This window comes from Actinoplanes sp. CA-030573 (assembly GCF_050951115.1).
In the GTDB taxonomy this organism is placed as follows: domain Bacteria; phylum Actinomycetota; class Actinomycetes; order Mycobacteriales; family Micromonosporaceae; genus Actinoplanes.
In genome coordinates, this window is record NZ_CP192038.1 from 6988063 (window position 1) to 7014401 (window position 26339).

The 26339-nt window shown below is 70.5% G+C and carries 19 protein-coding genes; 4 read left to right on the forward strand and 15 right to left on the reverse strand.

Going from position 1 to position 26339, the window contains the following annotated elements; genetic code table 11:
* Nucleotides 1-2: 2 nt before the first annotated feature.
* From ACQP2F_RS32140 to ACQP2F_RS32150, 3 genes are read right to left on the reverse strand one after another with little or no spacing between them, the layout of a single operon-like run.
* Entirely contained in the window at nucleotides 3-1625 is a 1623-nt protein-coding gene (locus ACQP2F_RS32140) for an ABC transporter substrate-binding protein (RefSeq protein WP_433294060.1), read from the reverse strand.
* Nucleotides 1622-3007 carry an NtaA/DmoA family FMN-dependent monooxygenase gene (locus tag ACQP2F_RS32145; RefSeq protein WP_433294062.1) on the reverse strand — a complete coding sequence of 462 codons (1386 nt, stop codon included), beginning with the start codon at nucleotides 3005-3007 and terminating at the stop codon, nucleotides 1622-1624. Before ACQP2F_RS32145 ends, ACQP2F_RS32140 begins: the two co-directional genes overlap by 4 nt.
* The gene (locus tag ACQP2F_RS32150) at nucleotides 2997-4331 is read right to left on the reverse strand and encodes an LLM class flavin-dependent oxidoreductase (protein ID WP_433294064.1); all 1335 of its coding nucleotides are present in this window, start codon (nucleotides 4329-4331) and stop codon (nucleotides 2997-2999) included. Before ACQP2F_RS32150 ends, ACQP2F_RS32145 begins: the two co-directional genes overlap by 11 nt.
* 225 nt (nucleotides 4332-4556) lie before the next feature.
* Between ACQP2F_RS32150 and ACQP2F_RS32155 the strand changes: the two genes are divergently transcribed.
* Nucleotides 4557-5453: a LysR family transcriptional regulator gene (locus ACQP2F_RS32155; RefSeq protein WP_433294066.1), complete on the forward strand. Its 897-nt coding sequence runs from the start codon at nucleotides 4557-4559 to the stop codon at nucleotides 5451-5453.
* A 33-nt stretch (nucleotides 5454-5486) separates the two neighbouring features.
* On the opposite strand, the gene ACQP2F_RS32160 is transcribed toward ACQP2F_RS32155, so the two are convergent.
* Entirely contained in the window at nucleotides 5487-6239 is a 753-nt protein-coding gene (locus tag ACQP2F_RS32160) for a ZIP family metal transporter (protein WP_433294068.1), read from the reverse strand.
* 161 nt (nucleotides 6240-6400) lie between these two features.
* Between ACQP2F_RS32160 and ACQP2F_RS32165 the strand changes: the two genes are divergently transcribed.
* Nucleotides 6401-7750 carry an FUSC family protein gene (locus tag ACQP2F_RS32165; RefSeq protein WP_433294070.1) on the forward strand — a complete coding sequence of 450 codons (1350 nt, stop codon included), beginning with the start codon at nucleotides 6401-6403 and terminating at the stop codon, nucleotides 7748-7750.
* Between the two features lie 91 nt (nucleotides 7751-7841).
* Nucleotides 7842-8867, forward strand: a complete 1026-nt coding sequence (locus tag ACQP2F_RS32170; protein WP_433294072.1) for a LuxR C-terminal-related transcriptional regulator — start codon at nucleotides 7842-7844, stop codon at nucleotides 8865-8867.
* 3 nt (nucleotides 8868-8870) lie between these two features.
* On the opposite strand, the gene ACQP2F_RS32175 is transcribed toward ACQP2F_RS32170, so the two are convergent.
* The 11 genes from ACQP2F_RS32175 to ACQP2F_RS32225 form a co-directional block, all read right to left on the reverse strand.
* On the reverse strand, nucleotides 8871-10046 hold the full coding sequence (locus ACQP2F_RS32175; RefSeq protein ID WP_433294074.1) for a zinc-dependent alcohol dehydrogenase: 1176 nt from the start codon (nucleotides 10044-10046) through the stop codon (nucleotides 8871-8873).
* Nucleotides 10043-10528, reverse strand: coding sequence for a hypothetical protein (locus ACQP2F_RS32180; protein WP_433294076.1), 486 nt, complete (start codon nucleotides 10526-10528; stop codon nucleotides 10043-10045). The genes ACQP2F_RS32175 and ACQP2F_RS32180 overlap by 4 nt, the downstream gene beginning before the upstream one ends.
* Nucleotides 10525-11100: a type 1 glutamine amidotransferase domain-containing protein gene (locus ACQP2F_RS32185; protein WP_433294079.1), complete on the reverse strand. Its 576-nt coding sequence runs from the start codon at nucleotides 11098-11100 to the stop codon at nucleotides 10525-10527. Before ACQP2F_RS32185 ends, ACQP2F_RS32180 begins: the two co-directional genes overlap by 4 nt.
* A gap of 1 nt (nucleotide 11101) precedes the next feature.
* Nucleotides 11102-12262 (reverse strand): glutathione-independent formaldehyde dehydrogenase, encoded by a 1161-nt coding sequence (locus ACQP2F_RS32190; RefSeq protein ID WP_433294081.1) that lies wholly within the window; start codon nucleotides 12260-12262, stop codon nucleotides 11102-11104.
* Between the two features lie 173 nt (nucleotides 12263-12435).
* Nucleotides 12436-12750 (reverse strand): hypothetical protein, encoded by a 315-nt coding sequence (locus ACQP2F_RS32195; RefSeq protein WP_433294083.1) that lies wholly within the window; start codon nucleotides 12748-12750, stop codon nucleotides 12436-12438.
* A gap of 181 nt (nucleotides 12751-12931) precedes the next feature.
* Entirely contained in the window at nucleotides 12932-14143 is a 1212-nt protein-coding gene (locus ACQP2F_RS32200) for a serine hydrolase domain-containing protein (protein WP_433294085.1), read from the reverse strand.
* 128 nt (nucleotides 14144-14271) lie between these two features.
* Entirely contained in the window at nucleotides 14272-16722 is a 2451-nt protein-coding gene (locus ACQP2F_RS32205; protein ID WP_433294087.1) for a putative bifunctional diguanylate cyclase/phosphodiesterase, read from the reverse strand.
* Between the two features lie 139 nt (nucleotides 16723-16861).
* Nucleotides 16862-18580 carry a S8 family serine peptidase gene (locus ACQP2F_RS32210; protein ID WP_433294089.1) on the reverse strand — a complete coding sequence of 573 codons (1719 nt, stop codon included), beginning with the start codon at nucleotides 18578-18580 and terminating at the stop codon, nucleotides 16862-16864.
* Between the two features lie 118 nt (nucleotides 18581-18698).
* Complete coding sequence (locus tag ACQP2F_RS32215) at nucleotides 18699-20477, reverse strand: ABC transporter substrate-binding protein (RefSeq protein WP_433294091.1); 1779 nt, start codon at nucleotides 20475-20477, stop codon at nucleotides 18699-18701.
* A gap of 48 nt (nucleotides 20478-20525) precedes the next feature.
* Nucleotides 20526-22046 carry a diguanylate cyclase gene (locus ACQP2F_RS32220; RefSeq protein ID WP_433294093.1) on the reverse strand — a complete coding sequence of 507 codons (1521 nt, stop codon included), beginning with the start codon at nucleotides 22044-22046 and terminating at the stop codon, nucleotides 20526-20528.
* A 170-nt stretch (nucleotides 22047-22216) separates the two neighbouring features.
* A complete protein-coding gene (locus tag ACQP2F_RS32225) occupies nucleotides 22217-23713 on the reverse strand; it encodes a S8 family serine peptidase (protein ID WP_433294095.1) in 1497 nt (498 codons plus the stop codon).
* Nucleotides 23714-24007: 294 nt separating this feature from the next.
* On the opposite strand from ACQP2F_RS32225, the gene glgX reads away from it, so the two are divergent.
* Nucleotides 24008-26098 (forward strand): glycogen debranching protein GlgX, encoded by a 2091-nt coding sequence (glgX, locus tag ACQP2F_RS32230; RefSeq protein WP_433294097.1) that lies wholly within the window; start codon nucleotides 24008-24010, stop codon nucleotides 26096-26098.
* The last annotated feature ends 241 nt before the right edge of the window (nucleotides 26099-26339 follow it).

Genomic DNA, 26339 nt, shown 5'->3' on the forward strand with positions numbered 1-26339 from the left:
CCTCACTTGGTGAAGTACGCGTCGGCGAAGACCGGCTCGCCCTGGCTCTTCTCCAGCCAGACGTCGTGCAGGTTGCGGGCCGAGGCGAGCGAGGTCGTCTGGGTGTAGAGGCCGACGGCGGGCGCGTTGTCCTGGATGATCTGCTGCGCCTCGGCGTACTTCGCGTTGGCCTCCTCGGTGGTGGCGGCGCTGTTGCCGGCCTGGATGACCGTGGAGAGCTGGTCGTTGTTGTAGAACGCGGAGTTGCTGCCGTTGGGGTTGTCCTTGGTGTCCGGGCGCCAGACGATCCACAGGATCGCCGAGCTCGGGCTGGTCCAGTACCACGGCTGCGCGTCGTACGCCTTCGGCCCGGAGTACTTGCCGGCGAACGTCTCGGCCTGCGTCTCGGGGATCAGCGTGACGTTGAATCCCACCTGCTTCCACTGCTGCTGGAGGATCTGCAGCAGGGTCGCGCCCTCGGTGGTGAAGACCGAGCCGGCCGGGTACGTGAACTTGACCGCGAGCTGCTTGCCGTCCTTGGTGCGGAACCCGGAGGCGTCGCGCGCCGTCCAGCCCGCCTGGTCGAGCAGCGCGTTCGCCTTGGCCTGGTCGAAGGCGTACGCGCCGGCGACCGCGGCGTGGTAGCCGGGGGTCGACTGGCTCACCGCGGGGTTGCCCTCGTACGGGATGACGCCGTGGAACGCGGCCTCGACGGCGGACTTGCGATCGGCGCCGTACGCGAACGCCTGCCGCAGCGCCTTATCGGTGAAGATGCCGTTGACCGTGTTCAGGTAGATCGAGACCGGCTTGCCGGGGGTGATGTACTGCTGGACGTCGTACTTGGTCTTGGCGTCCTTCCAGTTGACCGTGGGCACGTCGTAGATGACGTTGGTCTCGCCGGTGGCCAGCGACGAGTAGCGGCTGACCGCGTCGCTGAGGAACTTCCAGCGCACCGTGTCGACGATGGCCGGGCCCTGGTGCTTGGCGGTGGCCGGCCAGGACGTGTAGTCCGGGTTGCGGGTCAGCACGACCTCCTGGCCGTGCTTCCACTCCTGCACCTTGAACGCGCCCGAGCCGATCGGGTCCTCGCAGTTCTGCTGGTCGCCGCGCTTGAGCGCGGTCGGTGACTGGATGCCGAAGTACGCCTGCGAGATCATCTGCAGCAGCGGCAGGTACGGCTTGGTCAGTGTCACCTCGAGATGGGTGGCGTCGATCGCGCGGGCCGCCTTGAAGTACGGGTCGATGGAGACCTTGGCGGTGCTGTTGCCGCCCTTCTCCCAGTACGCGAAGTTGTCGGCGACCGCCTGCGCGTCCAGCGGGGTGCCGTCGGTGAACTTCACGCCGGGCTTCAGGGTGAAGGTGTAGGTCAGCCCGTCGGCGGAGATCTTCCAGTCGGTGGCCAGCCAGGGCTTGATCGAGCCGTCGTCGGCCATCGTCACGACCGAGTCGAGGATGTTGCGGGAGATGTACGCCTGCTGGACCCAGCCGCCGAAGATGCAGGGCGGCTCCTGCTCGTGGCCGTAGACGATCGTGCCGCCCTGGACCTTCTCGCCGTCGCCGCTCGCCGCGGCGCTGCCACCGCAGGCGGCCAGGCTCGCGACCAGCAACGCGCCGGAGGCGGCCGCCACCACATGTCTGATTCTCATCGTTGTCCTTCTCCTTGTGCGGGGAGGTTGGCGCCGCCGCGGTAGCGGGTGCCGAAATGCCGGTCGGGGAGGCGGTCGCCGGCGCCGAAGATGCGCTGCCGCAGCGATTCGCCCTTGTCGTACGAGGTGCGCAGCCGGCCGCGGGCCCGCAGCACGGGCACGACGAGCTCGATGAAGTCCTCGGCGGTGCCGTACGAGTGGTACTGCAGGAGGTTGATGCCGTCGATGCCGACGTCGTCGAGCCAGCTCTCGATCCGGTCGGCGACCTGCTCGGGCGTGCCCGAGACGAACAGCGGGTGCCGGGTGATGTCGCCGAAGCCGGCCAGGAACTCGCCGACCGTCTTGTCCGGGTCGGACACCCGCCACCGGCTGTCCTTGTCGCCGGGGACGTCGCCCAGGCGGGTCTCGCTCGGATAGGCGTACGGGTCCCAGGTGAGCCCGGCGTGCGCGAGGTAGCCCTCGGGGCTGCTCAGCCGTTGGAACTCGGCGACCTTCGCGGCCGCCTCCTGCTCGGTGCGGCCGACGATGACGCCGGCGGTGGTCACGAAGCGGACGTCGTCGGCGCGGCGGCCGGCCTCGACCGCCGCCTGCCGGATGCCGGCGATCGTGCGCTGGAGGAACTCGGTGGTCGGGCCGCCGGTGAAGACGACCTCGGCGTGCTTGCCGGCGAACGCGGTGCCCGCCGCCGACGCGGTGGCGGTGAACAGCACCGGCGTGCGCTGGCGGCTGGGCGAGCTCAGGTGCGGGCCCTCGACCTTGAACCACTCGCCCTCGTGGAAGATCGGGTGGATCCTCTCCGGGTCGGCGAAGACGTTGCGCTCGCGGTCCTCGACGATCGCGTCCTCGTCCCAGGAGCCCTCCCACAGCTTGTAGAGGACGTCGAGGTACTCGTCGGCCTTCGCGAAGCGGGTGTCGTGGTCGACCTCGCCGTCGAGGCCGAAGTTGCGGGCGGCGTTGGGCAGGTACGAGGTGACGATGTTCCAGCCGACCCGGCCCTTGGTGAGGTGGTCCAGGGTGCTCAGCCGGCGGGCCCAGGCGAACGGCGGCTCGTACGTGGTGGAGAACGTGATGCCGAAGCCGAGGTGCTCGGTGACGGCGGCCATCGCGGGCACCACCAGCACCGGGTCGTTGTTCGGGATCTGCAGGCCCTCGCGGATCGAGGTCTCGGCCGAGCCGCGGAACGTGTCGTAGGTGCCGATCACGTCGGCCAGGAAGACCGCGTCGAAGCCGCCGTCCTCGAGCAGCCGGGCGAGCCGGATCCAGTACTCGATGTCGTTGAAGCGGTCGCGGTTGTTGCCGGGCAGCCGCCACAGCCCGTGGGTGATGTGGCTGACGCAGTTCATCTCGAACAGGTTCAGGATCAGCCGCTTCTTATCGGACATGCGCGACGCTCTTCCGGTAGCGGGCCGCGGGGTGCCGGTCGGGCAGCCGGTCGCCGCGGCCGAACAGCTTGTGGCGCAGCGTCCCCTCGGCGTACTCGGTGTGCGCCAGGCCGCGTTCGCGGAGCACCGGGATGACGTGGTCGACGAACTCCTCGTACGAGGTGGGGATCTCGGCGTTGACCAGGTTGATCCCGTCGACGCCGGCCGCCTGCCACCGGGCGAGCCGGTCGGCGATCTGCTCGGGCGTGCCGACGATGCGGCTGTTGGTGGCGGTGTAGTGGGCGACGTCGCGCAGGGTGGCCGGCCGGTCCGGGACCAGGTCCTTGATCCAGCCGACGATGCTCTGCACGCCCTCGGTGCGCAGCTCGCCGATGGGGGTGTCGAGGTCCTCGTGCCCGAAGTCGATGCCGACCGCGCCGGACATGTGCGACAGCTGAGCGTCGTAGTCGATCCACTCGTCCAGCTCGGCCGCCTTGGCCTCGGCCTCGGCCTCGGTGGACGCCGGGATGACGTACAGGCCCTGGAAGAACTTGATGTCGTCGCGGCGGCGCCCGTGCCGCTCGGCCCGATCGCGGATGTCGGCGGTGTCGCGGGCGGCGGCGGCGAGGTTCGGCGACTGGATGAAGACGGCCTCGGCGTTCCTGGCGGCGAACGTGCGGCCGGCCTCGGAGGCGCCCGCCTGGAACAGCAGCGGGGTGCGCTGCGGCGACGGACTGACCAGGTGCGGGCCCTCGACCCGGTAGCGCGGTCCTTCGTGGTTGATCCGGTGGACCTTGTCGTAGTCGGCGTGTATGCCGGTCGCACGGTCCTGGATCAGGGCGTCCTCTTCCCAGGAGCCTTCCCAGAGCTTGTACGTGACATCGACGTACTCATCGGCCCAGGCGTACCGCTCGTCGTGCTTGGTCAGGCCGTCGAGCCCGAAGTTGCGTGACGCGTTCGGCAGGTAGTTGGTGACGATGTTCCACGCGATCCGGCCCTTGGTGGCGTGGTCCAGGGTGGAGATCCGGCGGGCGAAGTTGAACGGGTGCTCCTGCAGGATCGACGCGGTGAACGCGATCCCGAGGTTCTCGGTGGCGTAGGCCAGCGCCGCGGCCAGCACCGACGGGTCGTTGCTGGGCACCTGCAGCCCGGACTCGAAGTACTTGCGCTCGTCGCCGCGGTACGGCGCGTACAGGCCCACCACGTCGGCGAAGAAGATGGCGTCGAAGGTGCCGCGCTCGAGCGTCCGGGCCAGGTCGACCCAGTGGTCGAGGTTGTTGAAGTCGGTCTGGCGCGCGGTCGGGCGACGCCAGGTGCCCTGGATGATGTGACCGGTGGTGTTCATGACAAATGCCGCAAAGTGCAGCGGACGTGCTGGCATGGATGGACTCCAAGGAGGGGGATTTCGAGTGAGCGGGGGCCCGCGCTGGCCCGGCCGGCTCACCGACAGAGCGAGACGTCGCTGCGGCCTTATTCCTATAGGAACGATAGGCGATGTAGCTTATGCTGCCAAGACCGCGGGTGACAGGTAGAACCGATCACCCCATCGCCCTTCGCGTTCAGGACGGTCATGCGAATAGAGCAGCTCGAGTACCTGGTAGCGGTGAGCAAGCACGGCTCGCTGCGTCGCGCCAGCGAACAGCTCCACGTATCACAGCCCGCGCTGAGCGAGGCGGTGAGCAAGCTGGAACGCGAGCTGGGCGTGGTCCTGCTCGACCGCCGCCGCTCCGGCGCGCGGGTCAGCCACGCCGGCCGCGAGCTGCTCCAGCCGATGGCCGACGTGCTGGAGTCGGTGTCCCGGCTGCGCGCGGCGGCCGGCGACCAGCTCGCCTCCCGCCGGTTCGTGCGGGTCGGCACGGTCAACGCCGGGACGGTCACCCTGCTGCTGCCGGCGCTGCGCTCGTTCCAGGCCGAGCACCCGAGCTCGACGGTGGAGGTGCGCAACATGCAGCAGGACGAGATCTACACACTCCTGACCGAGGGCACGCTCGACGTCGGCCTGGTGAACCTGCTCGAGGGCGACGACGTCCCGCCCGAGCTGGAGCACACCACGCTGGTCTCGGGCCGGCCGGTGGCCGTCGTCCCGGCCGCCCACCCGCTGGCCGCGCTGGCCGAGCTCAGCGCCGACGACCTGCGCGGCGCGCACTTCGTCGCGATGCGCGCCGGCTACCTCATGCACCGCTTCGCGCACCGGCTCTTCGGCCGCGACCTGCCGGCCGAGTGGTACTCGGCGGACGGCGCCGAGATGGGAAAGATCATGGTGGCCCAGGGCATCGGCATCACCCTGCTGCCGGACTACAGCGTGCACGGGGATCCGCTGGAGCGGGCCAACCTCATCGTCAGCCGCCCGATCGCCGGCGACCGCACCGCCGTGACGATGGCCGCCGTCCGGCGCCGCCACCACCGCACCCCGCCCGTCGTCCGCGACATGATCCGCCACCTGGTGACCAGCGCCGAGGCAGCCTGAAACGCCCCGGCGCGACACCGGCCGGCCGCGGGGTCAGCCCATCTGGGACAGGCCGAAGGCGATCAGGAAGCCCGCCACGGTGACCAGCCCGATCAGCAGGTGGGCGTTCTCGAACGCCTCTGGGATCATCGTGTCGGCGACCATCGCCAGGATCGCGCCGGCGGCCAGCGCGGTCACGGCGGCCAGGACGGCGGCCGGCGCCCCACCCAGCAGGGTGTAACCGGCGACGGCGGCCAACGCGCTCACCACCGCGATGCCGGTCCACAGGCCGAAGACGTACCGGGGACTGCGGCCGGCGTGCCGCATCCCGGCCGCGCTGGACAGTCCCTCCGGGACGTTGCTGATGAAGACCGCGGCCACCGTGACCCCGCCGACCGCGCCGCCACCGAGCAGGCTGGCGCCGATGACGATCGACTCGGGGATGCCGTCGAGCAGGGCGCCGAGCGCGATGGCCAGGCCGGACCCCGACTGCTCGCCTTCCGACGGCTGCTGGTCGCCGGAGCGTTTGCGGTGCCGCGCGCCGCGCCGGGCCAGGAGCACGTTGCAGCCGGTGTAAGCCAGCGCGCCGACGATCGCGCCGAACGCGGTCGGGGTGAGTCCGCCGCGCTCGTCGGCCTCGGCGATGAGCTCGAAGGCGACGGCCGACAGCAGCACCCCCGCGCCGAAGCCCATGACCGACGCGACCACGTGCCGCGGCACCCGGACCAGATAGCCGACGGCGGCACCGACCAGCAACGCCGACCCGGCCAGCAAACCCCAGCCTCCGGCCTGAAGCCACTCCGGCATGCCTCGGCCCTCCTCCCCGCCCGGCGAATTTCAGCTGCCGCCCTCATACCACTCATTGCAGTCGGCAAACATTGCGCTGGGCAACTCCGCGACGAGGGCGGCGCACCGGACACACCGTTACGGTGAAACTCGGCCACCTGCCCGGCCGCTGAGGAGGAGCGATGCGGCTGCTCACCGTCGTGCGGCACCCGTGGCGGGCCGCGCTGGCCCGCTGGGGCCGCATTCCCGGGATCCGCACCTTCAAGGTCACGCTCGCCGCCGTACTGGCCTATGTCGCCGCCGATCTGCTGAACACCACCGCGTCACCGATCCTCGCGCCGCTGACCGCCATCCTGGTGGTGCAGGTGACCGTGTTCCAGACGGTCACCGAAGGACTGCAGCGTGTCCTGAGCGTGCTGGCCGGCGTCCTGGTCGCGGTCGGGCTCGCGACCGTCGTCGGGCTGACCTGGTGGAGCCTCGGGGTCGTGGTGGCCGCGAGTCTCGTCCTCGGGCAGCTTCTCCGCCTGGGGCCACACACCCTGGAAGTGCCGATCAGCGCGATGCTCATCCTCGCGGTCGGCGGCGGCGCAGCGCCGCTGGCGGCGACCGGCCGGGTGTACGAGACGCTCATCGGCACCGCGACCGGCGTCGCGGTGAACTTCGCGATCGTTCCCCCGGTGCATGTGGAGTCGGCCGGCTCGGCGGTTGCCGGCCTGGCCACCCGGCTCGGGGAGTTCCTGCGGTCGCTGGCCACGCACCTGCGCGCCGGGTGGTCGCGTCAGGCCGCGCAGGACTGGCTCACGGCGGCCCGCGGCCTGAGCGCAACGGTTCTGGAGGCCGACCACTCGCTGGTGCGGGCCGAGCAGAGCGCCGTGCTGAACCCGCGCGGGGGTGAGGTCCGGGTGGCTCAGCCACGCCTGCGCACGGCCCTCACCGCGATCGAGTACTGCACCATCGTCGTTCGGACCCTGTGCCGGGAGATCTTCGACCGGACGTTCTATCTGCCGCCGGAACTCGAGGCGGAGGCATACTCGGCGCCGGCCCGGGAAGCCCTCGCTGACGCGCTGGACGCCGCCGCCGCGGCCTTCGACGGTGTGGCCGCGGTCGCCAAGGGCACCGAGCCGGTCGACATCGCCCGCGCCCGGGTGCTCGCCGAGCTGGAGGAGCTGTACCAACGGCGGGAGCTTCTGGGCCGGCTCCTGCTGGTGGACCCGCAGGCCGACGCCGCCGCCTGGCAGCAACACGGCGCGCTGCTCACGGCGGTGGACCGGCTGCGGGTCGAGGTCGAGGCGGCCGTACGCCCGGCCACCGCGCCGTGGCGCCCGCCGTCGCTGACCGATGGGCCTCGGCGCGCCGCCCAGCGCGTCGCCGAGCAGACCCTTCCGCTGGTCACCGACCGTTCCCGCCAGGCGGTCCGCCGCGTGATGGACGCCGCCGCGGACCATCTGGCCAACCCCGACCCGCGTACGGCACGCCCGGGCGGGCGGGATGCCGGCGCAGGCTCGCCGGCCGGGGAGGACACCGAGCCGTGACCCGGCCGTTCCCATCGGGTGGTTTGCCACCGTTCGCCGTGGGTACCCGCCGCGCCTTGACCGGTTCTTCTTCCTTGAGGGGATACAGGCCGTGGCAGAGCCGCTCGGGGTGGCGCTGGATCTGGCGGCGGAGATCCACCGGGTGACACCGGGCGGCGATCCCGCTCAGGACCTTGCTTTCATGTGGGATCCGATGAGGCGGCTCGTGCCGTTCGTTGCGAGGTGGATCGGCACGATCGACGAGGACCACCGTCGCTACACCACCGTGGCCTCCGCCGGTCACGACGCGGACGGCACGTCGTACATGGAATCGGAGGATCTGACCGAGTTGAGGAAGACCACCGGTCTGGTGGGGCGACGCCGGCCCTTGCGCATGCAGGACGCGCCGCCGCACTGGGCGCAGCTACCGTGCTGGTCCGAGCACTGGTGGCCGGCGGGTTTCCGGGAGGCCGTCGTCGCTCCGATCGCCACCCGGGATGGTCGTCACCTCGGCGTCCTCACGCTGCACACCGATTCGGCCGGGCGGCCGACCGCCATGGGCCGGGACGCGGTGGCGGTCATAACGCACGCCATCGCCGCCGTCCTGGACCCGATGAACTCGTTGACCGGGCTGGCCCGGCTGGTCCAGGGCGCCACCGCCGCCGTCACCGTCGACCGCCGGGGCATGCTCGCCCCGCTGCCCGGGATGCCCCGCGACCCCCTGCTCACCGGGACTCCGGACGTCGTGACCACGGCGATCGACGATTTGGACGACCAGGTGCGGCACACATCTTTCCTCTCACCGGTTCCGGCGGACGGAGGCCAGCAGCGCTACGTCCGGATCACCGGGCTCGCCTGTCCGGCGGGCACGCCGGACGACCTGGTCGGCCTCGTGGTGACCTCACCGCCGGGGGATCTGCGCGGTCTGACGCTTCGCGAACTGGTCGTGCTCGGCCTGGTGATCGAGGGGTACGCCAACCAGGGCATCGCGAGCCGGCTGTCCATCACCGCGCGGACCGCCGCGGCTCACCTCGAGCACATCCGCGCGAAGCTGGGTGCGCCGACCCGTACGGCCGCCGCCGTGCTCGCGATGCGCGGTGGCCTCTACATCCCCTACCGCCTCGCCGAAACCTGGTGATCTTCACGCGCCGGGGCGGAACACCGCCCGGACGCACCCGTCCTCCTTGTTCTTGAACATCTGGTAGCCCTTCGGCCCGTCGCTCAGCGGCATCACGTGGGTGGCAAGGTGCTCTGTCTTCACCTCGCCCCGGCTCATGCGTTCGAGGATCTCGGGGATGTACCGGTGCCCGTGCTGCTGGGCGCCGCGCAGGGTCAGCGCCTTGTTCATCACCGCGCCGAGGGGAAACTTGTCGACCAGACCGGCGAACACGCCGAGGGTGAACACGGTCCCGCCCTTTCGGCAGGCGTAGATGGCCTCGCGCACCGCCGCGGGACGGTCGGTCTGCAACCGCATCTGCTGCTTCACCTGGTCGTAGAGGTACTGCGGGCCCGGGGAGTGCGCCTCCATGCCCACCGCCTCGATGCAGACGTCCGGCCCCCGGCCGCCCGTCATCTCGCGCAGCTCGGCCGGGATGTCGGCCTTCTCGTAGTCGAGCGTCTCCGCGCCGATGTGCGTGCGGACCTGCTCGAGCCGGTTGTCGTACCGATCGATGACGACCACCCGCTCGGCGCCCATGAGCATCGCCGCCCGGGCCGCCATCTGGCCCACGCCGCCCGCTCCCCACACCGCGACCACGTCACCCGGCCGGACTTCGGCCTGGTGCGCCCCGGTCCAGCCGGTGGGTGCGGCGTCGGAGGCGAACAGCGCCCGCTCGTCGGAGACACCCTCGGGGATCGCGAAAGCGCCCTGATCGGCGTAGGGCACCCGGATGTACGGGGCATGGCTGCCCGCCCAGCCGCCCAGCGCGTGGGAGTAGCCGTAGCAGCCACCGATGGCCTGACCCCACAGCGCCTCGGTCATGCCCGGGTTGGGGTTGCCGTTGTCGCACAGCGACCACAGCCCCTGCCGGCAGTACCAGCACTGCCCGCAGCTGGTGAACGAGACGACCACCACGCGGTCACCCACCCGGTGCTTCGTCACACCGCGGCCGACCTCGGCGACCCGGCCCATGAACTCGTGCCCGAGCACGTCCCCCGCGCGCATCGCGGGGATGTAGCCGCCCATCAGGTGCAGGTCCGAGCCGCAGGTCGCGCTGAGCCCGACCTCGAGGATGATGTCGTGGTCGTTGATGATCGTCGGCTCGGGGACGTCCTCGACACCGATCTCGTTCACCCCGCGCCAGGTCACCGCCTTCATCGCACACCTGCTTTCGGCGCCACCTTGGTCCACCCCTCCAGGAGCGCGCCGCCGGGAGTCGCCGTCCGCTCGCCGTGCGGGGCCGGATCCACCGCCAGCACCTCGCCCACCTCGACGAGCTGCTCGGCCCGGCGCAGCGCGGATCGCAGATCGGCCTGCGGATCGTTGCCGGTCAGCCGGCTGAGCGCACTGCCCGAGTGCTGCTGGTCGCGCAGCCGCGCCGCAAGTTCGGTGCCCTTGCCACCGGGGGCGGCGTGGACGCGGACCTCGATCCGGTCGCCGAACTCGGCCAGCGGCGGCAGCTTCGCCGCGTCGATCTCGGACGGCTCGGCGAGCACGGTCACGGCGAGCCATCCGGATGCCGGCCGGTCGGCGCCGGCCGGATGCGCGGCGGACGGGTTGACGACCGCGCGCACGTGGCGCACGACGCTCCCGGCGCCGCGGGCGGCGAGGGACGCCACGGTGCCGATCGACGAGCTCATGCGCGGCCTCCCGCCCGGGCCGCCTGCGGAGCCCCGGCGAACTCCCGCACGATGCGTTCGCAGAACGCCGGCAGGTCGTCGGGTGACCGGCTGGTGGTGATGTTGCCGTCGGTGACGACCTCCTCGTCGACCACCTCGGCCCCGGCATTGCGCAGGTCGGTGCGCACGCTGGGCCACGACGTCAACCGCCGGCCGCGCGCGACGTCGGCCTCGACGAAGTTCCACGGGCCGTGGCAGATCGACGCGACCGGCTTGCCGGACTGGACGAACTCCCGGACGAACCGCACGGCGGCCGGTTCCATCCGCAGCTTGTCCGGATTCACCGTCCCACCCGGCAGCAGCAACGCGTCGTAGTCGTCGATCGACACGTCGCCGACCAGCCGATCGACCGCGAAGGTGCCCGCGTCCTCCAGGTCGTGGTCGCGGGCCTGGATCTCCCCGCTTTTGATCGAGACCACGACGGTACGGGCGCCGGCGTCGTCGAGGGCCTGCCGCGGCTGCTCCAGCTCGACCCGTTCCACCCCGTCGGCGGCGAGGATGGCGATCCGGCGTCCGTTCAAGTCTCCGGCCATGTCAGGCACCCGCTCCGGCCATCGCCGGGTGCAGGACGACCTTGGTCCAGCCGTCGTCGCGGTTGTCGAAGTGCTCGTAGGCCTCCGGCGCCCGCTCCAACGGCAGCTCGTGGCTGACGATGAACGACGGCTCGGCCTTGCCCCCGGCGATCAGGTCCCGCAACTGCCGGTTGTACTTCTTCACCGGCGCCTGCCCGGAACCGATGTGCTGACCCTTGAACCAGAACATGCCGTAGTCGAACGCCAGCTTGCCCTGCTTGGCCAGCTCGTCACTGGCCCCCGGGTCCTGCGGCACGAACACCCCGACGTTACCGATCCGCCCGGTGAACCGCACCGACGCCACCAGCCGGTTCATCGTCAGGTTGGCCTGCTCCTGACCATCGGGCTCATGCGCCTGATACCCGACACACTCACACCCGTTGTCCGCACCCAACCCCATGGTCTGCTCCAGCACCGCCTGCACCGGATCAACCTTCGAGTCATCGATAGCGATCGCCCCGATCGACTCCGCCAGCCGCAACCGGTCCGGATGCCGGTCGACGACCATCACCTTGCCCGCCCCCCGGATCGTCGCCGACAACGCCGCCATCAAACCGACCGGACCCGCGCCGTAGATCACCGTCTGGTCCCCCGGCTGCACCCCCGCCATCTCCGTCGCGTGATACCCGGTCGGGAAAATGTCGGCCAGCATCACATAATCGGTCTGCCGCTCCTCGGCGTCCTCCCCCAACCGCAGACAGTTGAAATCACCCCACGGCACCCGCAACAACTCCGCCTGGCCCCCACCGTACGGGCCCATATCGGCGAAACCGTACGCGGCACCGGCCATCTTCGGATCCGGCTGCGCGGTCAGACAATAATTCGTCAGCTGACGCTCACAATTCTTGCAATGCCCACACGAGATATTGAACGGCAGGACCACATACTCCCCCACCCGCACCTTGTCGACCCCATCGCCGACCTCCACCACCTGGCCCAGATTCTCGTGCCCGAACCACCGCCCCGGCTCGAAATCAGTCCGCCCCTCATACATATGCAGATCCGAACCACAAATATTCGCCGACGTGATCCGCACCAGCACATCCGTCGGCCGCTCGATCCGCGCATCCGGCACATCCTTGACCCGGACCTGCCGCGGCCCCTCATAAACCACTGCCTTCACGGTTCCTCCTCGTGTCGTCGCAGACGCATCCCGGCGCTCCGCGCCTCGGGTTCGTCTTCATTACACGCGGCGGACCATTGGCCCGGTATTGGTAGAAATGCCATGCCTACTGGAGGTGAATCCGGCACCGCGAGGGGTATATGAGAAGGCCGCCGCCGGGCAAGCGCCGGTGGTCAGATGTGGATTGCTCCGGCCGCATCGCCGACCGTGGCCGGTTGGTAGCGGCGCACCACGCCCTTGCCGGCGGCCAGGACCCGCATGGACCGGTACTGACGGGCGCCGGGCCGGGACATGAGCATCAGGGCGAGCGCGGCCGCGACGATCTCGGGCAGCATGGTGATCAGGAATCTCGCGCGGTCTTCGGGCACGAGGCGGACGAGCGTGGGGGCGAGCACGAACTGCCAGGCGGTGGCGAAGACGGCGCCCGCGACGGTGGTGACGTCGATGGCGTACGTAGCACGCGTCAGCCGATGGCCGAACGGCGGCACAGCGACCAGGATCGCCGGCACCGTGACCGTGGCGGCCAGGATGCCGAGGCTGTCGGCCGCGCGACCGCGATCGGAGCGCTGGAGACGACCAGGCCGGCGCTCAGCGACAGGTGCGGCAGCAGGACCTGGAGCACAAGGCCGGCACCGACGATAAGGGCGTACCGCGGCGCCGACCCTGCTCTCACGCCGTAGTCATCGGCAACCGATCCCGCAACTGGAGGTCGCGGGGGGTGAAGCGCAGTGTTGCGTTGCCGGCGGTGCCGCACAGAGCCTGCAGCAGGAACTGCACGCGGGCGTCGTCGATCGGGCTGGGTTGTCCCTCGGTCTCGTAGCCGATCAGGTTCTCCCCCTCGGTGACCTGCCGGCTGCCGTCCTCGCTGTGCAAGGACTCCGTGGTGTGGCCGATCACTCCGCCGCCGTGACCCCAGATCCGCCCGCACGGCAGGTCCATGTAGCCGATCCCGAGTCCATAGCCGCCCCGCTCCGGCGCGTTGGGATCGAAGGGCACCGTCGTCTTCATCTGCGCCAGCAGGCTCGGCCGCAGCAGGCGACCGGACAGCAGCGCCCGGTAGAACACGTTGAGATCGTGCGCCGTCGAGATCATCTCGCCGGCGGACCAGCCCCAGGACATGTTGTACACGGTGAAGTCGCGCAGCCTGCCGTCGGTCCAGACCACGTACGCGTTGAGGTGCGGCTTCGGGAGGTAGGGATTCGTACCCGGGAAGTACGTGTGGCGCAGCCGCAGCGGGCGCAGGATCCGGCGGCTCACCTCGGCGGCGTACGGATGCCCGGTGATCCGCTCGATGAGCAGTCCGAGGATGATGTATCCGGTGTTGGTGTAGGAGAACCGGGCTCCCGGCGGCCCGGTCGGGGGCAGCGCCAGCCCGATCGCGACGAGCTCCTCGGGCGTGAACGTGCGCTTGCCGACGCTGACGATGTCCTCGGGTGTCGCCAGCAGCGCGTCCGTGTAGTTCCCGATGCCGCTGGTGTGGTTCAGCAGCATCCGGACGGTCACCTCGCGGCCGAGCCGGCCACCGACCACGTCGGGAAGATACCGGCCGATCGGTGCGTCGAGCCGCACCCGGTGCTCGCCGACGAGCTGCAGCACGGTGGTCGCTACGAAGGTCTTGGTGATGCTGCCGATACGGTGTTCCGAAGCCGGATCGGCCGGCCGGCCCGTTCGGACATCGGCGAGCCCCGAAGCACCCCGCCAGGTGTCGTGGCCGTCCCGGACCTCGGCGAACAGGCCGGGCATCCCGGCGGCGTGGACCGCGTCGAGCAGTTGCTGGAGCTGCCGGTCCGGCCTGGACCGGTCGGCGGCGGACGCCGCCGCGGAGGTCGCCCCGGCCGGTACAGCCACGAGCGCGGCGACCATGATCGTTACGAGCCTCATCCGGTACATGACAGGCTCCTCTCATCGGAACCGGACGGCTCCCATCCTGGTGGCTGCCGCCATAGCCGGAGATCGATCCGATGAGGATTGGTTGCCTATGCCGAAACAGTCATCCGGACGGATTCGCCTTACGCGGCCTCGGGTGTGCCCGCCGCCCGCGTGCGCCGGTACCGCGCCAGCCAGCCCGGGAACTCGCCGACCGGCATCGGGCGGCTCAGGTGGTAGCCCTGGACGTGGGTGCAGCCCATCCGGCGCAGTGTCTGCCACGCCTGCTCGCTCTCGACTCCCTCGGCGACCACGTCGAGGCCGAGGTTGCGCCCGAGATCGACGACCGTGCGGACGATCGTCTCGTCGTCGGCGTTGTCGGCCATGCCCATGACGAACGACTTGTCGACCTTGACTTCGTCCAGTGGCAGGCCCCGAAGTGTCGAGAGCGACGAGTAGCCGGTGCCGAAGTCGTCGATCGAGAGCCGGACACCTCGGCGGTGCAGGTCGGCCATCAGCGCGGCGACGCGGTCCGGGTCGGTCATCATCGAGCTCTCGGTCAGCTCCAGGGTGAGCAGTCCCGGGTCCACCCGGTGTGCGGCCAGCAGCGCGGCGACCTGCCCCTCCAGATCGGAGCCGAGCAGGCTGCGGGGCGAGAGGTTGACGGCGATGCCGATCGGGGTGCCGGAGGCGGCCCAGCCCGCGGCCGCCGTGATCGCCGCGTCGAGCACCTCGGCCGTCACCGCCTGGATCAACCCGGTGCGCTCGGCGATCGGGATGAACTGGTCCGGCATGATCATCCCCTGGCTCGGGTGCACCCACCGCACCAGCGCCTCGACGCCGAGCACCTCCCCGCTCAGCGCGCCGGCCTTGGGCTGGACGTACAACCGCAGCTGGCCCTCGCCGAGGGCCGCCCGCAGGTCGGCCGCCAGCGTCAACTGGGCAGCGCTCTCCGGAGCTCCGCCGCCGGGGTCGAAGACGCTGACGCCGCGGTGGGTCTTCTTCGCCCGGTGCATCGCCATGTCGGCGTGCCGCAGCAGGTGGGCCTCGTCGTGACCGTGCTCGGGCGCGACGGCGACGCCGAGCGACGCGCTGGCCTCCAGCCGGACCCCATCGACGGTCACCGGGGTGCGGATCGCGGCACGCAACCGGTCGCCGATCTCGACGGCCTCCCGCGCGTCCCGGACCTGCGCCAGGACGATGGCGAACTCGTCGCCGCCGAGCCGGGCGACCATGCCCTCCGCGGGCGTGGCCTCCCGCAGGACCCGGGCGACGTGCCGCAGCACCGCGTCGCCGTGGTGGTGGCCGAGGGCGTCGTTGACCCGGTTGAAGTCGTCGAGGTTCATCAGCATCACCGCGACCCCGGCGTCGGCGGCCAGGAGCTCGCCGATCCGGCGCCGCAGCGAGTCGCGGTTGGGCAGGCCGGTCAGCGCGTCGTGCGCGGCCTCGTGCTCCAGCCGATGCACCAGCTGGCCCCGGCCGAGCGCGACCGCGGCGTGGTTCGCCACCGTCTCCAGCAGCCGTACGTCGTTCTCGTCGAAGGTGCGCACGTCCCCCAGCCGATCGGAGACGTGGAGCGCGCCGATGAGACCGGCGTCGCCGCGCAGCGGCACGACGATGCCATCGTGTCCGGTGCGCGCTATGAGCACGGGCTCACCCGAGTTCACGGCCTGCGCCCACGGCCCGTCGAGCGTCGCCGCCGTGCGCACCAACTCGCCCTGCGGCCCGACCCCGATCCGCACCGCCTCGGCGTCCGTGGTGCCGGGGAGGAAGAGCACCTCCGCCCGCGCGGCGTGCAACACCTGGGTGGCCTGGCTCAGGATGGTGTGCAGCACCTCGTTCACTTCCGGGCCGGCGCCGACGGCCTGGCTGAACTGGTGCAGACGCTCCAGCGAGAGGTGCCGCTCGGCCAGGCCGGCATAGGCCCGGTAGACGATCATCAGGCCGGTGAGGGCGCTGAGCACGAGCAGCCCGTTCCACCAGCTCTGCTCCACGAGGATGACGGCGATCAGACCGCCGATCGCCGCGGCGGCCGAGGTCACGGCCCCGCGCGCGGGCTCACGCAGCAGGTCGCCGGCGTGCAGCGCGCCGTCGGCGAGGGCGACCACGGCGGTGATGCTGAGCGCGCTCACGGCGCCGACCGCGGCGGTGGCGGCGAAGGCGGCGAGCCACCGCGCCGGTGTGCCGTCACCGACACCGGCGAGCAGCCCGTCGAAGACCAGCAGCGCGACGGCCGACTCGACCGCGACCTGGACCGTGTTGAAGATCGTCTTGAGCGGGCTGGACCGGCGCCAGATGACGCAGGCGGCCAGCATGCCCAGCGTACGGCCGACCCCGAAGTCCACCGGCGTGGCCAGGAACAGTCCCAGGACGAGGGGAATCTCGCTGAGGGAGACGGCCTGCGCCTCCCGGCGGAGCTGGATGTGGACGACGAAACGTTCGGCCGCCGCCGACAGAACGGCCACGACGATCCAGGTCATGAAGTGCGACGGCCGGTAGCCCGGCAGGCGCACCGCGAAGACCCACAGGACGGAGGCGATCGCGACCAGCAGCGCAACCATCACGCTGACGCGACGGCGCGCGGTGGGGTCCACGCCTTCCCTCCTGCCTGGGGGCCTTGCCTCGTGGTGTGGGCAGAAGGACGGCACGGGCGATACGCCGTGCCGTCCTCGCTCCTCCAGTCGGCCGGGGGCGGCGCTACCTGAGCCTTCCGCCGCCGGGCTTCGGACGCGCTCAGCCCCAGTACGCGTCCGACCATCCGTCGGACACCCAGCTGCGGCTGTACCAGTTGCCGGTCACCCAGCTGCGGCTGTCCCAGCTGCTGGCGACCCAGGAGCGGCTCACCCAGCTCCGGCTGGACCAGCTTCCCCCCGTCCAGTCGGCGCCGGTCCAGGTCGACGGCTTCCACGCGACGCCGGAGGTGTCCCAGCCGGTTCCGGTCCAGCCCGTGCCGTTGAACGTGCCGCCGGACCACGCCGTGTTCGACCGGACCGCGGCGGACCAGGCGGTTGCGTTCCACGACCGGCCGAAGATGTCTTTCTCCCCGATCAGCGGTACGGCGTTGATGGTGACGTGACCGGTGCCGCGGGCGCCCTCCAGCGTGCCGGTGCCGGCGGCGGCGGTGAAGCTCTGCACCGGCGCGGAAGCCGGGTTCAGGGCCAGCGCCGTGCGCACGTCCACCAGGCCCGTGCCCTGCCAGAGGGACTTGGCCAGAGCCAGCGGACTGGCCCTGAAGGTGAGGAGGTACTTGATCTGGTCCGGCGTCGCCGTCGGGTTCTCCTGCGCCAGCAGCGCCGCGACACCGGAGACGATCGCGGTGGCCTGCGACGTCCCGCTGCCCCGGATGAACCGCGTGCCGACCCGGCCGAGCGGGTTGTTCTGGTCGACGTAGCTGTTCGGCACCCGCAGCCCGAGGATGTGAACGCCGGGCGCGACCACGTCGACGTGGCGGGTGGTGGTGCCGCGCTGGGCGAACGCCGGGACGAGGTCGTCGGCGGCCACGGCCGTGTTGTTCGGGTCCTCGGCGCCGACGGCGATCACGTACGGGTTGACGGCCGGGTTGGCCAGCTCCTGCCGGAGGGTTCCGTCGTTGCCGGCCGCCACGACCACCACGATGCCCCGGCGCCACGCCTGCTCCACCGCGTACGACAGCGGGTCGAGCGTCGACGCCTGGGCGCTGTCGGTGCCGTACGAGAGGTTCAGCACCCGGATGTTGAGGCCGTTGTCGTGCGCGTGCTGGGTGACCCAGTCGATCGCCGCGATCACCTGCGACACGTCGGCCGAGCCGTCGGACGCCGCCACCTTGAGGTTGACGATCCGGGCGTCCGGGGCGATGCCGTTGAAGCCGGTGCTCGCCGTGTACTGGGCGGGGGTGCCGGCGGCGTCCCGGCCCGCGATGAGCGACGCCATGTGCGTGCCGTGCCCGAACGTGTCGCGGTAGCGGACGTCGGCGTACTGCGACTCGAACGACAGGTCCGGGCCGTCGACCACGTTGCCGGAGGTCAGACCGGGCACCCGGGCCACGCCGGAGTCGATGAGCGCCACGTCGACGCCCTTGCCGGTGTATCCGGCCTTCCACGCGTCGGTGACGTGCATCGTGTTACGGACGAAGGACAGGGACCCCTCGTCGCTGGTCGCGTCGTAGCCCAGGACCGGGTCGACCGCCATGAGGTGGCCGCCGGCGTCCGGGGTGACCGACCGCACGCCCGCGACCGCCCGCAGGGACGGGATCTGCGCGGCCCGCAGCTGCGCGGCGAAGCCGTTGACGATCGGCAGTTGCCGTCGCACCGTTCCACCCGAACGCAGGACGAGGCGCTCAGCGGCCGCGGGACTCACGCCGTCGTCCAGCGTGACGACCACGTCCGTCTGAGGGCCGGAACTCGCTGCGGGCGCGGCCAGGGCGACGGCCGGCATGCTTCCCGCGCCCGCCGCTACCGCGAGGACCGCGGTCATCGCCCGTCGCAATCTCATTGCCGATTTCACGGACTGCTCCCTCCGGAGGACCCCTTCGGCCTCTCCGATGGGTGGTCATCGGCACCCGTACGGCAACCATGAGGCTTTTCGGTGCCCGCTATCGGCGCAGGAACATGCCGAGGTAGGAGGGCTGTCCCTGAGTCGGGTCCGCTTCGGCGCCGCCGACCTTGCTGCCGACCACGAACGCGGTCTTGCCGTAGTACCAGGGCAGCGCGACGTACCGGCCCATGATCTTCCGGTCGAGCGCGGCCCACTTGCCGGTGGCCTGTTCGGCGGGCAGGGCGGCGACCGCCTCGATCTCGGCGTCGAGCGCCTTGTCCTGCTGCATGCCCCAGCTGGTGCCCTCGGCCACGGCCCGCGACTCGAACAGGGTGGGTAGCCAGCTCGAGCCGGTGGGCCAGTCGGAGCACCAGCCGCGCGGCGCCTGGTCGAGGTTGACCGGGGCGTTGTAGTCGCCGGCCTTGGCCCGGATGACGGCCGACGAGGCGCCGATCGCCTTCACCGTGAAGCCCGCCTTGGTCAGGTTGTCGGCCCGGATGGCGGACCGCTGCTGCGGGATCGGCAAGGTGTTGTCGTAGTACCAGCTCAGCGCGAAGCCGAGCTTGCCGGCGTCGATGAGGATCTTCTTCGCGCCCTCGGGGTCACCTGAGCCCGTGCCGGTGAGGTCTGGGTACGGCGGGTACTGCTCGTAGCCCGGGACGCTCGGCGAGAGGAAGGTGCTGGCCGGCTGGGCGGTGTACGGGTTGTTGCCGTTGGCCTTCGAGATCGCGTCCCAGTTGATCGCCTTCGCGATCGCCTTCCGGACGTTGATGTCCGGGATCTTGCGGGTGTCGATGTTCAGCACGTAGAGGCAGGGGCTCTGACCGGTGCTCAGCTGCTTGGCCTTGTCGCCGGTGAGCTGCGGGATGAGCGAGGAGTCGATCTCCTCGGCCTGTACCGAACTGGCGTCCGCCCCGGCCGAGTTGAGCACCCGCTGCTGGGTCGAGACCGCGTCGCCGCCCCACCGGAAGCTCCAGCCGTCGACGTACTGGTGCCGGACCGGATCGGTGCCGGGATCCCAGTGCGGGTTCTTGGTGAGCGTCAGCGAGGTGCCGGCGACGTACTCGGCGAACATGTACGGACCGGTGGCGAGCGGGTGGTTCTTGTATTCCTGCTTGGTGTCCCTGGCCTTCGGAATCGGGGTGAACATCGGGAAGGCCATGAAGAACGGCAGGTCGGCGAACGGCTTGGCCAGGTGGATGACCAGGGTGTCGGTGCCCTGGGTCTCGACGCCGGCGAACGTGTCGCCGTCGGTGTACGGGCCTTTGTACTTGTCGCCGTCCTTGAAGTAGGAAAGCTGGTAGGTCGGGCCGTCCGGGTAGACGTCGTGCGCGAACGACCGTTTGACCGCATACGCGAGGTCTTCGACCTTGACGTCCGTGCCGTCCTCGTACTTGTAGGCGCCGGTCATCTTGAAGGTCCAGGTCAGCTTGTCCGCCGACACGGCACCGAGATCGGTCAGGTCGGGGACCAGGACCGGCTTGCCGTCGCGCAAGGCGTACTGCGTCGGGGTGCGGAGGAAGAGCTTCTCCATCACCGTCGCGTCGGCGTAGTAGGTGTCGGTCGGGTCGAACGACGTGGGCACGGCCTCGGCGTAGACAGTCAGCGTGCCGCCCTTCACGGCGCCGGCGACCTCGGGCGCCGGGCCCTTGGCGTCCGGATCCATCGCGCTCTGCTGAGTCGTGATCTCGGCGGTGCCGCCCGCACCGGACCCGTTCTTGGACGACGGGCTGCCACATCCCGCCAGCACCAGGGCCAGCGCGGCGGTGGCCGCGATCCCCGCTCGGCAGCGTTCGCCGTGAAGGCCTCGCGAAATGTCCGATCCACCCGGAAACATTCGGTAATCGTACTGTCGCGCTGGGTAGCAGCGGTCGAGTTCCGGGCATCACGCCGCGCGGGGCAGCACCATCACGCGGTCGCGGCCGGCGTGCTTCGCGGCGTACAGCATGCGGTCGGCGTCGGCGAGCAGGGTGGTCAGAGCGTCGTCGCCGGAAGTCGTCGTGGCTCCGATGCTGACCGTGACCGGCAGATCGCCGGTCAACGGCGTCCACCGGTGCCCGGCGATCGCCCTCCGCAGCGCCTCCAACGGGCCGGCTGCCTGCCCGGCGGCCACGCCGGGCAGCACGACCAGGAACTCCTCACCGCCCATGCGGGCGACGAAGCCGCTGTCCGACACCGTCTGTTGCACGGAGCTCAGCACGTGCGCCACGGCGACCAGGACCTCGTCGCCGGTGTCGTGCGAGAACGTGTCGTTGATGCGTTTGAAGTGGTCGACGTCGACCAGCGCGATGGTCAGGGGCGATCGCGTCTCGGCGGCCAGGGCGACCGCGGTCGGCAGGTGGTCGTCCACGTAGCGCCGGTTGCACAGCCCGGTGAGCGGATCACGCAGCGCCTGTTCGCGGTAGCGTTGCGCGTCGTTGCGGGCCTGCGCGGTCTCGAACATCACCTGCCGGGTGTGCGCGCGGGCCTCCTGCTGCGCCGACCGCAACTCCTCGCCCGCGGCGTGATAGCGCTTGTACTCGGCGAACGCCTGCTCGAACGCGCCGGCCGCCGCGTACAGCTCCGCCTGCTCGGCCATGACCCGCACCCGCACGCCGGTCAGCTCCCGCTCCTCGCCCAGCGTGCGGGCGCGATCCAGGCTCTTCTGGGCCCGGTCGAGCGCCCCGAGACGACGTTGCGCGCCGGCCAGCGTCAGGGTCGCCTCGGCGAGATCGTGCACCTCGTACCAGAGCGGCGAATCGGTCACCGACAGCAAGGTCTGCTCGGCCGCCGCGTACTCCCCCAGACCGATCTGGATGCTGGCGATGGTGTCGCGTTCCACGATGAGGAAGTCGCGTCCCAGCGCCGCCGCGACCGGCCGCATGCGCTCCACGACGGCCGCGGCGGCCGCCAGCTCGCCGGCCTCGAACTCGGTGTACGCGCGGTTGTTGAGCACCAGCAGCCGCCGTGTGAGGTCGTTGATCGAGATCGCCAGCCGTTCCGCCTCCAGGTAGCGCTCCCGCGCCGCATCGATCGATCCGGCGTCGCCGAGGGCGTTCGCCAGCCGGATCAGGTACATCAGTCGCAGCCCGGGCGAGGCCTGATCGTCCAGTAGCTCCACCGCGCCGATCGCATGCTCGAGGCTCGCCGCGTGGTCGCCGAGGTAGCTGTACGTCAACGCCAGGTGGAAATGGCTGCGGGCCAGCAGCGCGGGCTCCTGCATGTCCTGCGCCCGCCGCTGGACCTCCAGGAACACCTGCGCCGCGCCGCCGCGGTCACCGTTTCGCTGGGTCATGTCGGCCTGTACGAGCCGGGCACGCAGCTGCAGGACGATGTCTCCGCCGTCGCGGGCCGCCCGCTCGATGGCCGTGGCCGACGCCAGGTTGGCCTGGATGTCATGACCCTGATAGGTCTCAAGATCATCCAACAGCCGGCGCAGCTCCGGCGCGTCAACGCCAGTTCCGCTGCCGACTGAACTCATGCCAGCCGTATCGACATCCCGGACCGCCGTCGCCAGTGTTTTCGAGTGCATTTCTTCACCAAGAAAGACGGACGGTGGGTGCCCGTACGCCGGGCACCCACCGTCTGGAGAAACTGTCAGTACAACCAACCCTTGTCGCCGGCGCTGAGCCAGCCGGACGAGGACCAGGTCGCCCCGCTCCAGTTCGGCGCGCCGCCGGAGCTGCTGGACCATGCCTTGCCCGACCAGGTCTGCCCCGACCAGGCGATGTCGGACCAGGCCTTGCCCGACCACGCCTTGCCCGACCAGGCCTTCGCGGACCAGTTCGCCTGCCCGTCCGTGCTGGTCGTCCAGCCGGTGCCGGTCCACGGGCGGCCCATCCAGTCGCCGCCGTTCCACGAGGTCCGGGCGGCGCTGGCGGCGGCCCAGGTCGTCGTGCTCAGCGGGCCGAAGATGTCCCGCTCACCGGTCAGCGCGACGCCGTCGCCCATGGTCACCTGAGACGTGCCGCGGTCCTTCTGGATGCTGCCCGTGCCGGTGATCGTGCTGCCGCTCTGGCTGCACCCGGTCAGCGTGGACTTGATCGCCGTCTGCAGGTTGATCTGCGGCGCGTACGAGCCGGCGACCGCCGTGCCGGTGGCCTTCAGGTAGCACATGACCTGCATGGGCGACAGCGTCGGATACTTCTGGAGCAGCACGGCGGCGGCACCGCTGACCACGGCCGCGGCCTGGGAGGTGCCGCTGCCCTTGAAGAACCGGTCACCCACCCGCGCGGACGCGTAGTTCACGTCGGCGTACGAGCCGGGGTTGCGCAGCGACACGATCGAGCGGCCCGGCGCCATCACGTCCGGCGCGTTGTCCTGGTTGTTGGCGCCCTGGCTGCTGAAGGAGGCGACCTTGTCGTCGGCCGGGTTGGTGGTGCCCAGCGGGTCGGTCGCCCCGACGGTGATGATGTACGGGTTCGAGCCCGGGTTCAGGATGTTGCCGCCGGTGTTCCCGGAGGCGGCGACCACGCTGATCCCGGCCAGGTACGCGTTCTCCACGGCCTCGCTCAGCGGGCTGCTCACCCAGCTCTGCGTGCTGTCCGTGCCGTACGACAGGTTGATCACCTTGATCGGGTTGGCCGGATCGTCGTTGCGGTGCGCCACGACCCAGTCGACGGCGGCCATCACCTGGGTGACGTCGACCGCGCCGTTGGCCGCGCCCACCTTGATGGAGAGCACCTTGGCGTCCGGCGCCACGCCGGTGAACGTGCCGCCGGCGGCGTCGCGGCCGGCGATGATCCCGGCCAGGTGGGTGCCGTGACCGTACGTGTCGCGGCGGAGCAGCCCCGGCACCTGCGACTCCAGCGACAGATCGGGCCCGTTGGCCACGTTCCCGCTGGTGAGGCCGGCGACCGGGACGACGCCGGTGTCGATGAGCGCGATACCGACGCCCTTGCCGGTGTAGCCGGCCGCCGCCGCCACGTCGTCACGGATGATCCGGCGGACGTCGGAGAGCGTGGCCGCGGTGGCGGTGTAGTTGTAATCGCTGGGCGACGTCGCGGTGGCGGCATTCGCCGTGCCCGGGTATAGCAGGGCGGCCGAGGTGACGACGGCCGCCCCGGCTGCCCGGAGGCGCACCTTCCCCTTCAACTGCTGCTCCTTCGACGAGGTGACTCTGTGACCCGCCTCGTCGGCAGCGTTTCCTGGGTTATGAATGAGTTGCCGCAAGGGTGACCGGTCGGTTGCCCGCCTCGCCCGAACGGCCACCGGGAGATCAACGGCCGGGCCGGGCAGCGGTAGCTTGGCCGCCCGGCCGCGGGAGCCCTCGGTCGGCACGAGGGTGTCGGCCTCGCCACGGATCCACATCAGCGAGCCACGCGCGGCGGTGGATGACGCAGGTCACGCGGGCGTCTGACCTCGTCAGAAAGGGGTAGCCAGGGCCCCATGAAGATCTGGCCCGGGCACCCGTACGCATTGGGCGCCACTTTCGATGGCGGCGGTACCAACTTCGCGCTCTTCTCCGAGGTGGCCGAACGGGTCGAGTTGTGCCTGTTCGACGAGGCCGGCGTGGAGACGCGGTTCGACCTGCCGGAGCGCGAGGCGTTCGTCTGGCACGGTTACCTGCCGAGGGTGGTTCCGGGTCAGCGGTACGGCTACCGGGTGCACGGCCCCTACCAGCCGTCCGAAGGCTTGCGGTGTGACCCCGGGAAGCTGTTGCTCGACCCGTACGCGAAGGCCGTCGACGGCCGGATCGCCTGGGACCCGGCGCTGTTCTCCTATCTGGCTCGCGGCGTCGACTCGGCGCCGTACACTCCGCGTTCCGTGGTGATCAACCCGTTCTTCGACTGGGGAAACGATCGGCCGCTGAAGATCCCGTTCCACCAGACGGTCATCTACGAGGCGCACGTCAAGGGTATGACCATGCGGCACCCGGGGATTCCCGACGATGTCCGCGGCACCTACTCGGGCCTGGCCCACCCGGTGATGATCAAGCACCTCAAGAAGCTCGGCGTCACCGCGGTCGAGCTGATGCCGGTGCACCAGTTCGTGCACGACGGCGGCCTGATCGACCGCGGGCTGACCAACTACTGGGGCTACAACACCATCGGCTTCTTCGCGCCGCACAACGAGTACTCGTCGTTCGGCGGCGACGGGGGTCAGGTCCAGGAGTTCAAGACCATGGTCAAGAGCCTGCACCAGGCCGGCATCGAGGTCATTCTGGACGTGGTCTACAACCACACCGCCGAGGGCAACCACCTCGGGCCCACGCTGTCGTTCCGCGGCATCGACAACCCGGCGTACTACCGGCTGGTCGACGCCGACAAGCAGTACTACTACGACACGACCGGTACCGGGAACAGCTTCAACGTCCGCCATCACGAGTCGCTGCGGCTGATCATGGACTCGCTGCGGTACTGGGTGACCGAGATGCACGTCGACGGGTTCCGCTTCGACCTGGCGGCCTCACTGGCCCGGGAGTTCCACGAGGTCGACCGGCTGGCCGCGTTCTTCGACCTGGTCAACCAGGACCCGGTGGTGTCGCAGGTGAAGCTGATCGCCGAGCCCTGGGACGTCGGCGACGGCGGCTACCAGGTGGGTGGGTTTCCGCCGAACTGGACGGAGTGGAACGGCAAATACCGCGATTCCGTACGGGATTTCTGGCGCGGCGAGCCGGCCAGCCTCGGCGAGTTCGCGTCCCGGTTCACCGGCAGCTCCGACCTGTACGAGATCGACGGCCGCCGGCCGGTAGCGTCGATCAACTTCGTCACGGCCCACGACGGGTTCACGCTCGAGGATCTCGTCTCCTACAACGAGAAGCACAACGAGGCCAACGGCGAGGACAACCGGGACGGCGAGAGCCACAACCGGTCCTGGAACTGCGGCGCCGAGGGGCCCACCGACGACCCGGATGTCATCGCGCTGCGCGAGCGGCAGAAGCGCAACGTCCTGGCGACGCTGCTCCTGTCCCAGGGCGTACCGATGATCGTGCACGGCGACGAGCTCGGCCGTACCCAGCGCGGCAACAACAACGTCTACTGCCAGGACAACGAGATCAGCTGGATCGACTGGGCAAATGCGCGGAACCACGACGTGCTGACCACCTTCGTCCGGCAGCTCACCCAGCTCCGCGCCGACCACCCCATCTTCCGCCGCCGGCGGTTCTTCACCGGTGAGCCGGCCGGCGCCTCCGGCCTGCCCGGCATCGCGTGGCTGCGCCCCGACGGCCGGCCGATGGCCGGACACGACTGGGGACGGGACTCGGCGCGGACCATGGTCGTCTTCCTCAACGGCGAGGGCATCCACGAGCGCGACGCGCTGGGCGAGCGAATCCTCGACGACTCCTTTCTGCTGCTGTTCAACGCGTCGCCGGACCAGGTCGACTTCGTCCTGCCCGAGCAGGCCTTCGGGGAGATGTGGGAGGTCGTGGCGAACACCGTTGACCCGCTGCTCGCCTTCGCCGGCGGGAACATCAAGGCGCAGCAGAACCTGCCGGTGACCGCACACAGCCTGATCGTGCTTCGCCGGCGATACTGAACGGTCCCGAGCCGTCCGTTCCTCGCCCGGGTGGGACCGGGCGAGGAACGCCGGTCGAAGGCCGCCACAGCACCCGGCGGGCCTCCTGGTCGGCGGTGCGGCGCACGGCGAGCAGCCACGCCGAGGCGTCGACCACGTGCCGGGCGACGTCCGCCCGGCCCACCTCCTCCAGCGTCGAGCGGAAAGCTTCGACCAGCGCGGCGCTGCGTACGGTCCCGGCGCCGGCCCAGCTCGGCGGCCT

Excerpts from the sequence above, each read along its gene's own strand:
- ACQP2F_RS32140 (WP_433294060.1), bottom strand. The coding sequence starts at position 1,625 with ATGAGAATCAGACATGTGGTGGCGGCCGCCTCCGGCGCGTTGCTGGTC.
- ACQP2F_RS32145 (WP_433294062.1), bottom strand. The coding sequence starts at position 3,007 with ATGTCCGATAAGAAGCGGCTGATCCTGAACCTGTTCGAGATGAACTGC.
- ACQP2F_RS32150 (WP_433294064.1), bottom strand. The coding sequence starts at position 4,331 with ATGAACACCACCGGTCACATCATCCAGGGCACCTGGCGTCGCCCGACC.
- ACQP2F_RS32155 (WP_433294066.1), top strand. The coding sequence starts at position 4,557 with ATGCGAATAGAGCAGCTCGAGTACCTGGTAGCGGTGAGCAAGCACGGC.
- ACQP2F_RS32160 (WP_433294068.1), bottom strand. The coding sequence starts at position 6,239 with ATGCCGGAGTGGCTTCAGGCCGGAGGCTGGGGTTTGCTGGCCGGGTCG.
- ACQP2F_RS32165 (WP_433294070.1), top strand. The coding sequence starts at position 6,401 with ATGCGGCTGCTCACCGTCGTGCGGCACCCGTGGCGGGCCGCGCTGGCC.
- ACQP2F_RS32175 (WP_433294074.1), bottom strand. The coding sequence starts at position 10,046 with ATGAAGGCGGTGACCTGGCGCGGGGTGAACGAGATCGGTGTCGAGGAC.
- ACQP2F_RS32180 (WP_433294076.1), bottom strand. The coding sequence starts at position 10,528 with ATGAGCTCGTCGATCGGCACCGTGGCGTCCCTCGCCGCCCGCGGCGCC.
- ACQP2F_RS32185 (WP_433294079.1), bottom strand. The coding sequence starts at position 11,100 with ATGGCCGGAGACTTGAACGGACGCCGGATCGCCATCCTCGCCGCCGAC.
- ACQP2F_RS32200 (WP_433294085.1), bottom strand. The coding sequence starts at position 14,143 with ATGAGGCTCGTAACGATCATGGTCGCCGCGCTCGTGGCTGTACCGGCC.
- ACQP2F_RS32210 (WP_433294089.1), bottom strand. The coding sequence starts at position 18,580 with ATGACCGCGGTCCTCGCGGTAGCGGCGGGCGCGGGAAGCATGCCGGCC.
- ACQP2F_RS32215 (WP_433294091.1), bottom strand. The coding sequence starts at position 20,477 with ATGTTTCCGGGTGGATCGGACATTTCGCGAGGCCTTCACGGCGAACGC.
- glgX (WP_433294097.1), top strand. The coding sequence starts at position 24,008 with ATGAAGATCTGGCCCGGGCACCCGTACGCATTGGGCGCCACTTTCGAT.